The 10,332-nt window shown below is 34.7% G+C and carries 7 protein-coding genes; all 7 read left to right on the top strand.

Features of this window, described 5'->3' with window-relative positions:
• Positions 1-133: 133 nt before the first annotated feature.
• The 7 genes from ATH1_RS0114465 (at position 134) to ATH1_RS0114430 (ending at position 9,938) form a co-directional block, all read left to right on the top strand.
• Positions 134-2,086 (top strand): ATP-dependent nuclease, encoded by a 1,953-nt coding sequence (locus ATH1_RS0114465; RefSeq protein WP_010423087.1) that lies wholly within the window; start codon positions 134-136, stop codon positions 2,084-2,086.
• A 282-nt stretch (positions 2,087-2,368) separates the two neighbouring features.
• Positions 2,369-3,697, top strand: a complete 1,329-nt coding sequence (locus tag ATH1_RS0114460) for an ATP-binding protein (protein WP_010423086.1) — start codon at positions 2,369-2,371, stop codon at positions 3,695-3,697.
• Positions 3,698-4,111: 414 nt separating this feature from the next.
• A complete protein-coding gene (locus ATH1_RS0114450; protein WP_010423083.1) occupies positions 4,112-5,218 on the top strand; it encodes a Fic family protein in 1,107 nt (368 codons plus the stop codon).
• A gap of 183 nt (positions 5,219-5,401) precedes the next feature.
• Positions 5,402-6,772 (top strand): glycoside hydrolase family 140 protein, encoded by a 1,371-nt coding sequence (locus ATH1_RS0114445; protein WP_010423081.1) that lies wholly within the window; start codon positions 5,402-5,404, stop codon positions 6,770-6,772.
• A gap of 181 nt (positions 6,773-6,953) precedes the next feature.
• Positions 6,954-7,544 (top strand): hypothetical protein, encoded by a 591-nt coding sequence (locus tag ATH1_RS0114440; protein WP_029164150.1) that lies wholly within the window; start codon positions 6,954-6,956, stop codon positions 7,542-7,544.
• Between the two features lie 25 nt (positions 7,545-7,569).
• A complete protein-coding gene (locus ATH1_RS0114435) occupies positions 7,570-8,667 on the top strand; it encodes a hypothetical protein (protein ID WP_029164149.1) in 1,098 nt (365 codons plus the stop codon).
• Positions 8,668-8,711: 44 nt separating this feature from the next.
• The gene (locus ATH1_RS0114430) at positions 8,712-9,938 is read left to right on the top strand and encodes an IS256 family transposase (RefSeq protein ID WP_010423078.1); all 1,227 of its coding nucleotides are present in this window, start codon (positions 8,712-8,714) and stop codon (positions 9,936-9,938) included.
• Positions 9,939-10,332 lie beyond the last annotated feature (394 nt).

Raw genomic sequence — 10,332 nt, 5'->3', positions numbered from 1 at the left:
TTGAGGGTTTTGTATTACCCTCTCACATGCTTTCAAGCTGATAAATCCACAACTGGTCTGAAACCACGCCCAGGCGCATATAGCCGGGACGTTATGCGCAATTTAACAATCGAGAAACAGTAGATTACATTATATGAAACTTGATAAGATTAAAATAAAAAACACGAAAAGCTTTAGGGAACAAGTTGAAATCAATTTGAATAATGACTTCAATATCTTAATAGGACCAAATGGTAGTGGCAAAAGTAATTTATTGGATATCATAACTGTATGTTTAAGACAATATTTTTTACTCCCATATACTGTAAATGAAAACAATGACAATCAAGGCTTTTTTAAGGAAATTTCAAGAAATCAGGCATTCCGCAACATACAACAAGTTCTCGACAAATTTTATGGAGATGCATCAGACTCAGAAATAACTATAGATTTTATAGTTAAACAAGAAGACATTGACAACATTTCAGAAGTAGTAAGGAGAATTTCAGATTTAAAAGATAAACTAACTGATTATAGAAATGCCCAAGGTTATGATGGTCAATTGCGGCAGATTGAAGAATGGAATTCATCAATACTTGCTGTTGATGAAGTTATTACATATAAAATTGTAAATTACAGAGTCACAAATCAAAGCGAAACACCAAAACATAGTCTTTTTTTTCAATATTTAAATCAATTTGAGTTTTTATTAATTCTAATCCGTGAAATTCCAACAATCAAACTTCATACAAACTATTTATATTTTAGTCCTTATCGAGGGGCAAACTTACAAAACTTACAAGCAAACTTGTCATCTCAAAACTTCTATCAAGTTTTGCAAACAATAATAAATGCAACATCAAAAACTGTTTTCTCCTTAATTAATTTAGCAACGATATATTTTGCTGAGAAGCGAAGAGGGTTTGAAGACGATGCAACAAATCAAGGGTACATACAAAAATGGCAAAATGATGAAGAAGTAAAACTTGTTTCAAAATATTTAGGCAAACTGGGGTATGGTTGGAATTTAAAATTAGTTGATAAGAATAAGAATATTTACGAGATAATACTTACTAAGGAAGGTAAAGAGTTTTACATTAATCAAGCGAGCTCAGGAGAAAAGGAAATTATTAACTTCCTTTTAGGAGTTTTTGCCTTTAATATTAACAATGGCATTATAATAATTGACGAACCTGAATTGCATTTGCACCCGAGATGGCAAAACGTGTTACTTGATTTATTTATTGAGCTTTCATCACTAACAAATAATCAATTTATTTTATCAACACATTCACCTACATTTATAAACGATAAGTCGTATAATCACATTTTTAGAATTTATAAAGATGAAAATAATGTCAGTAAAGAAATTACTCTAAAAGACAGCAGTTTATTTAAGCTTAGAGATATATTGCATATTGTAAACAGCACAAATAATGAAAAAATATTCTTTGCTGATGTAGTATTACTTGTTGAAGGAATTACTGATAGATTAGTATTTCAAAAAATCTTAAATGAACAAATTAATTCTATTAATGCTACGCGTATTATTGAGATTATAGAAATTAAAGGGAAGTCTAATGTTGACCACTTTAAACATTTCTTAACTGCACTTCAAATTCCGAATTACTTTATAAGCGACTTAGACTATGTAAATGAAGTAGGAACAGATGAAATAAAAACTCTTTTTAATACAAATAATAAAAAAGTTGCAAAAGACGTAATCAAAAATTCTAAAAGTAAAGATGGCGACGCTTTAGTAAAAGGTATTGAAAACTCTATCAAAGACAATGACTTTAAAGAATTAAAACAAATATGGGATTACATAATATCTTTTAGGCAAAAACTAAAATTAACCCTTAGCGCCGAGGAAGAAACTTCATTATTAAAACTTATTGGAGACCAAAAAGATAATAACAATTATATTCTCCGAAGAGGAGATATTGAAGACTATTTCCCAACAGGCTTTAAGACTAAAGATTTGGTCAAAGTAATAAGCCTATTGCAGGGAGAGAACTATACCAACTGGAAAAGTTCACAAGAGTTTAATGAATTAAATACAATCATTGAGGAAATATTAATAAAATGTAAAATAAAAAGCGCATAACACGCGGTCATAAAACATTGCGCGGATAGTGCTATATTTGAACGAAACAGCAATTAATCAACGGTTTAGCGGGCTGATAAGTTTGTGCTTCGAAATGCGCAACGTTTCATACCGCAAACCGTTGCCGTTCATGTAAAACAAAAAGATAGAACCCACCGCACAAATTGCACATTTGCAAGCCCAGACGCCACAGGCCAAGCTTCAGCTTGCAAAAGAGCAATTTCTTGCCATCCCGCAAGTTTGCATATATTTGTAAATAGTTAAAAGAAAATTGAAAAATACATGCCTGAAAGTCAAAACATAGAATGGAAAGAAAGTTGGCGGGATGAATACCTTAAATGGATTTGCGGGTTTGCAAATGCTAAAGGTGGAAGAATCATTATTGGTAAAAATGACAAAGGAGAAGTAATCGGTGTTGATAAATTCAAAAAACTAATGGATGACATTCCCAATAAAATACAAAACCAACTGGGAATTGTTTGTGATGTTGGTTTGAAGGATTACAAAGACAAAAAATATATTGAAATAGATGTAAAACCCTACGATGTGCCAATTTCATATCAAGGAAAATATCATTATCGGAGTGGAAGCACCAAGCAAGAACTTAAAGGCAATGCGCTAAACGAATTCTTGTTAAAAAAAGCCGGAAAAACCTGGGATGATGTTATTGAGCCAAGAGCAAGTCTTGATGATATTGATATATCAGCAATTGAAGCATTCAAAAAAGGAGCCACATCAAGTAAAAGAATGCCTTTTATCGCAGAAGAGAATGAAATTGAACCAATCTTAGATAATCTTTTACTTCTCGAAAACGGCCAATTAAAACGTTCTGCAATATTGCTCTTCGGGAAAAACCCCTGTCGTTTCTACATCAACGCATATGTAAAAATTGGGAGATTTGGCCAAACAGATGACGACCTACTTTTCCAAGAAGTAGTTGAAGGAAATGCCTATCAATTAGCAGATAAAACGCTTGATATTCTTGACAAGAAATTTCTGGTATCACCTATTTCCTATCAAGGATTGCAGCGGGTAGAAAAATGGGAATATCCGTACGAAGCCATCCGCGAAGTAATTCTAAACGCAATAGTCCACCGGGATTATATGGGTGCACCGATACAAATTAGCGTTTACGACGATGAATTAATTGTCTGGAATGAAGGTTCTCTACCAAATGATTTATCTATCGAAGATTTAAAGAAGAAACACTCTTCTCGCCCTCACAATCCAATTCTTGCAGGAACCTTTTTTAAAGGCGGATTAATTGAAGCTTGGGGACGTGGAACGATTAAAATACTAAATGAATGTAAAAAAGCAGGACTTCCTGAGCCAATTATAGAAAGTGCATCAGGCGGAATAAGCATTACACTTCGAAAAAATGCGATTGATAAAAAAAGTCTTATTTCAAAAGACCTAAATAAGCGACAAATAACGGCTCTTGAATTTTTAAAAGAGAATAAAACCATATCAAATAAAACATATCAGGAACTGTGTAAAGTCTCTAAAGCAACGGCAACAAGAGACTTAACTGAATTAGTTGACAAATTCAATATTGTTGAAAGGGTTGGGGATGTTGGCGCTGGAACTCTCTATAGATTAATTGGCTCATGATTGGCTCAATTGGCTCATAATTGGCTCAAAAATGACTCAAGTAGAGAAAATCCCAGTTTATGCCCTGCCCTTCGCATGCAAGCACATTGGCTGGTCGCACAATCCATCACACATCCCAAACCATCCAATAAGCTTGCAAGCCCAAACACACGGACTGAATGATAATAAAACACGAAACGGCAACAATCTGTATACGCCAGCCGGGGCTCCATAGCATATTACAAGCTTCGTTTTTCCTTGTTACCCGCTCACGGTTTGATACAATCTTAGCGGGTTTGAATGCCCCGGCCGACCGCATACAGGCTTACGTTGCCGGCAAGGCTAATGACCCCAGATGCGGAGAAAAATGCCTTTAAACAACGCAAAAAATGCGGAGAAAACCCACTATATTTACTGTAAAATTTGCGGAATAAAATGAAGGTTTACATTTACGAAAACGAATTTTGGCCAAACTTTACTTGGAATGACCAAGAAATAATAGAGATACTTGGAAAGGTAAGAAACCTGCAAGGAAGGATTGTTGGCAAGATGGAATCCTTAGGTTTTAATCTAAAACAACAAGCTGAATTAGAAACATTAAAAACTGAAATATTACGTTCATCTGAAATCGAAGGAGAAATACTCAACCCAGAACAGGTTCGCTCATCAATTGCTCGCAAATTGGGTATGGATATTTCCGGATTAATACCATCAGACAGAAATGTTGAAGGTATTGTAGACATGATGCTTGATGCTACGCAGAATTTTAGCCAACCTTTGACAAAGGAAAGACTTTTTGATTGGCATTATGCGTTATTTCCAACAGGGAGAAGTGGAATGTATAAAGTCATCGTCGGTAATTGGCGTAATGATTCTACGGGGCCCATGCAAGTGATTTCCGGGCCAATGGGAAAAGAAAAAGTTCATTTTCAAGCCCCAGCCGCAACACGAATAGAGGAAGAAATGAATACTTTTCTTGATTGGTTCAATAATTATGAAAAAATTGATTTAGTATTGAAAGCAGGTATTGCTCATTTGTGGTTTGTCACAATTCATCCATTTGAGGACGGAAATGGAAGAATTGCCAGAACAATAAGTGATATGCTATTAGCACGGGCAGATGGAATATCACAACGGTTTTACAGTATGTCAGCCCAAATTAGACAAGAAAGAAAGGAATATTATGAAATTCTTGAAAAAACCCAAAAAGGAGATTTAAATATAACAAAATGGCTTACCTGGTTCTTAAGTTGTTTACTAAATGCTCTAAATGAATCTAATATAATTTTAGAAAAAGTAATTAGCAAACACAATTTCTGGATAGAAAATGCATTAAAAATCCAAAATGAAAGGCAAAAATTAATGCTTAACAAAATTCTTGATGGAGATTTTTTTGGGAAATTAACTTCATCTAAATGGGCAAAAATAACAAAATGTTCACCAGATACTGCATTAAGAGATATACAAGACTTGATTGATAAAGGGATTCTCAAAAAAGCAGAAAAAGGAGGAAGAAGTACAAATTACGAATTAATTGAATAAAGAATTAAAGCCCAGCCGGCAACAAAGCTATCATACGCCAGCCGTGGCATCCACAGCATATTGAAGGTTTCGTTTTTCCCAAAACCATGCGTTCAAGCTGATAAATCCACAGCTGGTCTGAAAGCCACGCCCAGGCGCATATAGCCGAGACGTTACCAAACATTAAAAAAAGACAGTGCAACAATGAAACATATACTTTTACTTTTCGTCAGTTTTTTAATAATTCAGACGAGTTTAGGACAGAACTTACCTATGTTAAAAATTAGTAGTGATAGCAATTATATTGTAACACATAACAATGAACCATTTTTTTGGTTAGGAGGAACTGCATGGGAACTTATCCATCGTTTGAATAAAGAAGAAATAGATAAATACCTAACAGATAGAGCTAATAAAGGATTTACTGTAATACAAACAGTAATACTTGCAGAACTAGATGGTTTGAATACCCCGAATGCTTATGGAGAAAAACCACTTTTAAATAATGACCCAACTAAATTAAATGAGCAATATTTTACACACGTTGATTATTTATTAGAAAGGGCACAAGAACTTGGACTATATATAGCCTTGCTGCCATCTTGGGGTGATAAGTTCAATAAAAAATGGGGAACTGGCCCAGAAATTTTTAATGCGGAGAATGCTAGAATATATGGAGAGCTATTAGCAAAAAGATATCTTAATTACACTAATTTATTATGGATTCTTGGAGGAGATAGGGCACTTGAAAATCAAAATCATTATGATATAGTACGAGCAATGGCAAAGGGTATTCGAAAGATTGACCGAAATCATTTAATTAGTTTTCATCCAGTTGGTGCAAAAAAAGCTACGGACTTTCTTAACGATAAGTGGCTTGATTTTGATATGTACCAAAGTGGACATAGCAGAACTGCTAAAGAGTATTCTTATGTCCTTGAAAGTAAAGAAATGCCAACTAAGCGACCAATAATTAACGGAGAAGCAAGATATGAAAACATACCTGATAGATTTTGGGAAGAAAAATCACATGGTTGGCTTGATGATGCTGACGTTCGAGTTTCAGCATATTGGAGCATAATTGCTGGAGCAGCAGGATACACATATGGCTGTAATGATATTTGGCAAATGTATGATATCAGCAAAGTACCCATAATAAATGCACGGACTGATTGGCAAGTAGCTCTTCAGCTACCTGGTTCCTCTCAGATGGGTTATATGAGACAAATTTTTGAGAAACTACCATGGCAAGAGTTGATGCTCAATCAAAATTTAATCCTTAACACGAATCCAGAGAACGAATCATATATTTTAAGTGCAATTAGTTCAGACAAAAAAGTTGTTATTGCCTATACACCGACAGGAAAACCAATAAAGATTGATTTAGCAAAAATAGATTCAAATAGAATAAACGCATATTGGTTTAATCCGCGAAGTGGAAAGACAAAACGTATAGGTGATTTTGAGACTGTCTCACCCCAAGAGTTTAAACCTTGGTCGAGTGGCTGGGGTAGTGATTTTCTCTTGATATTGACAGCGGAGAATTACAAGATTGATTTTAAGGATTTGAATTAGTAACGTTTGGTAACATGCGGTAATAAACCATTGGGGTTTAAGAGGGTTACGCAAACATTCTTCCACGCCCCAAATTCTTTCGGCGGTAGATAAGAACCCAGCACGCACTCCCCAACGGTTCATACCGCTAAACGTTATGCCCCATTAGGGAATAGACAGACAACATAATATAAACGATAATATGGAAACCAACTTTACTGAAGAATATGAAAAATGGATTAGTGACCTTTCAGAATCTAATTTTAATGAGCTTATCATAAATTTTGCTAAAGAATATTATGAGACACGAGAGGTACATATATCAAATGGACCATATGATGGTGGTATTGATTTAGTGTATGCGAAAAATGGTAAGGAACAAAAGCGTAATATTCAAATTACTGTTCAAGATAAAGGATATGAAAGAAAACTAATTGAGGATTTACAAAAAGCACAAGAGAATTCAGTAAAGTATTCTTATCAAAAAAGGCTAGATTTTTATATCTCACATCCTATTACGCAATCAAAAAAGAATAAGCTCATTAGAGATGCAGAGGTTAATTATGACATTGACCTGAAAATTTATGATGCTAAAAAATTATCAGGATTGGCATCTGAATTCAAATCAATTCGAAATACAATTCAAAAATTTAACAGAACTGCCTTTCCAACAGATAAAATTAATATCGATAAGAATTCTAAAATATTATTTGACACCTTGACTATGAGCAAGGACACTACCCAGCTTAAGAACGATTTCATAAAGTCATTTATCCTATTTCATTTTTTTTGAAAATGGAGAAAGCAAAGTGTCAAGTGTGATTGAAGGGCTTAATAAGGTCTTTTATGATAAATTTCCAGATAGTTTTTATGAGAACGAAATTGGTCGTTTAAAACAAGAGAATTCTATTCAAACAATTTCAGAAGTTAAACCAAAGACCTATGACCTTTCCACAGAGATGAGAGAAAAGTTTCAGAAAATAAATCAAACTTCTGAAATTCAAGAAGCGGAGTTACTTAGCGAGGTCGATTCAGTCCTAACAAGATTTAACCTGCAAAAAGAAACTGAGAATATTGTAAACCTATTAGTTGATTTATATAACTCAAATTACGAAGAGGATGTGAATGAAACACAGCATGTTACAAATGGACACAGCCAAAAGATTCATAAAATATTTTCAGAAATAATTTGTTATATCCAGAAGAACTCTGAATTCTCTGAAACACAAGCAAATGATATAGCTAGAAATTTACTTATAGTCTGCAAAAAGAATGACTATTTGAACAAGGCAAGTGTTTCAAATATGTTTACCAACTTGTTTAAATCTGATAAACTTGAATACTATTTGTCACAAGCAGAGAGAAAGGTATACTTAGATACGCAGATACTTTTGCAATTCATTTGTAATATTTATTCGGAAGAAAAAATAGATGACCAGTTACACAATGCAATTCGAGTATTTATAGACTCTATTGAGAATGCAAAAGTTCCAATTTCTTTAAATACTACTACAGACTATGTCAGTGAAGTTTCCGCTCATCTTCAGAATGCTTTAAAACTTGAAAGATTTTTGAGTCTTGATTATATTCAGGATTTAGGAAAATCAAAAAATGTATTCTTTAACTACTATTTAGCGCTTAAAGAAAATGGGGCAGATTTTGAAGATTTTAATGCCTTTATTGATGATTTGCTAGGGATTGAAACCCCTCCATATAACGATATTAATTTTATTGAAACAGTTGCACAGGTTATTGTCGAAAGATTCGAATTATTAAACATTAACGTTGAAACTCCGCGATGGTATGAGCCAAATGAGTATAAAAAATATAGAAAAGAGTATGAGGTTTCACTAAGTTACAGTCAACACGATAATAAATCATACGAAGCTAGAAAACACGATTTGAAGAGACTGTAAAGTAAACTCTGTCCATAAACAAAAAATTCTTAAAATTGCAGTTTATGACAGACAAGAAAAAAGACACCCCAGAGTACAGAGCCATGCGGGACTTGGCACTGGAACAATTGCGTAGTGGTCAATCCCTTACAAGTGAAGGCGGCGTTTTTGCACCTATTATTAAAGAATTCTTAGAAAGCGCACTTTCTGCAGAGATGGATGATCATTTATCGGAAGAAGAGCGATGCGCCGGCAATAAGCGCAATGGGAAAGGCACAAAAAATTTAAAAACCAATTCTGGCACAATTTGCATAGATACGCCCCAAGACCGGCATAGCAATTTCGAGCCGGAAATAGTAAAGAAGCGACAACGCGTTCTGGCCGATAGTTTGGCACCGAAAATTATAGGGTTATATGGAAAAGGAATGAGTTTAAGGGATATTTCCTCACATATAGCAGAAATGTACGATACAGAGGTATCACCGACTGTATTGAGTGAAATAACCGATAGGGTCATCCCTCAGGTAAAAGAGTGGCAAAATCGGCCCTTAGACGATGTTTATCCCATCGTATGGTTGGATGCCATGCATTACAAAGTAAAAGATGAAGGCCGTGTTGTCAATCGGGCCGTATATAATATCTTAGCCATAAATAAAGAGGGCAAGAAGAGCCTGATCGGCATGTATATATCGGAAAGTGAAGGTGCAAAATTTTGGCTATCGGTATTAACCGACTTAAAAACCCGGGGCGTAAAAGATATACTGATAGCCTGTACAGATAATCTAAAAGGTTTTTCCGAGGCAATATTGAGCGTTTTCCCTGATACAGAAATACAAAAATGTGTCATTCATCAAATACGCAATTCTCTAAAATACGTGGCTTCAAAAGACCAGAAGCCCTTTATGAAAGATTTGAAGAAGGTTTATCGTGCTGTCAATAAATCTGAAGCAGAAACAGAATTGTTAAATTTGGAGGAACAATGGGGCAAAAAGTACCCTATTGTGATACGCTCCTGGAATGACAACTGGGAAGAGCTTTCCAACTATTTCAAATATGATGAGCCCATTAAAAAGCTGATTTATACAACCAATGCGGTTGAGGGCTTCCATCGCCAGGTAAGGAAAGTGACCAAAACAAAAGGGGCTTTCACCAGCGATATGGCCCTGCTGAAATTGATCTATTTGACCACCGAAAATATTGCCCAAAAGTGGACACGCCCTCTGCAGAACTGGGCCTTAACATTACAGCAATTGTGCATTCAATTTGAAGGTCGAATAAATATAAAAGTGTAACATCCAAAACCCTAAAAGCAAAGATAGGTCGTCTTCAGAACCTGTCAAGGGTATATAAACGGCTTCGCATCCTCAGCCGCCCTTGACAGAACCTGAAGACTTCCCAAACAAGCTTTTAAGAATTGGATGAAAGAAAAAATATGAGTTATTTTGATTTACTGAAAATGCAACCGGACAGAGTTAAATTTACATTCCCCTAACAGAAGTTACATAAAAGTATCTTTAGGCTTACCAGCCTATGGATTTCCGGTTGCGGTAAATAAATTTCATGTAAAAGAAGTTTATATTTTTGGTGCAGCAAAGTTTAATGGTCAATGGAAAGGTGTTAGATTACATTTTTAATTTATAATTCAAGTTTCCCACTTCTGTAAGCCTTGAAAAAAGGGGATAAAAA

It is taken from the genome of Anaerophaga thermohalophila DSM 12881 (genome assembly GCF_000191885.1).
Classification (GTDB): Bacteria; Bacteroidota; Bacteroidia; order Bacteroidales; family Marinilabiliaceae; genus Anaerophaga; species Anaerophaga thermohalophila.
Note: the sequence above shows the minus strand (reverse complement) of the source record. Positions and strands in the feature narration are given on the sequence as shown.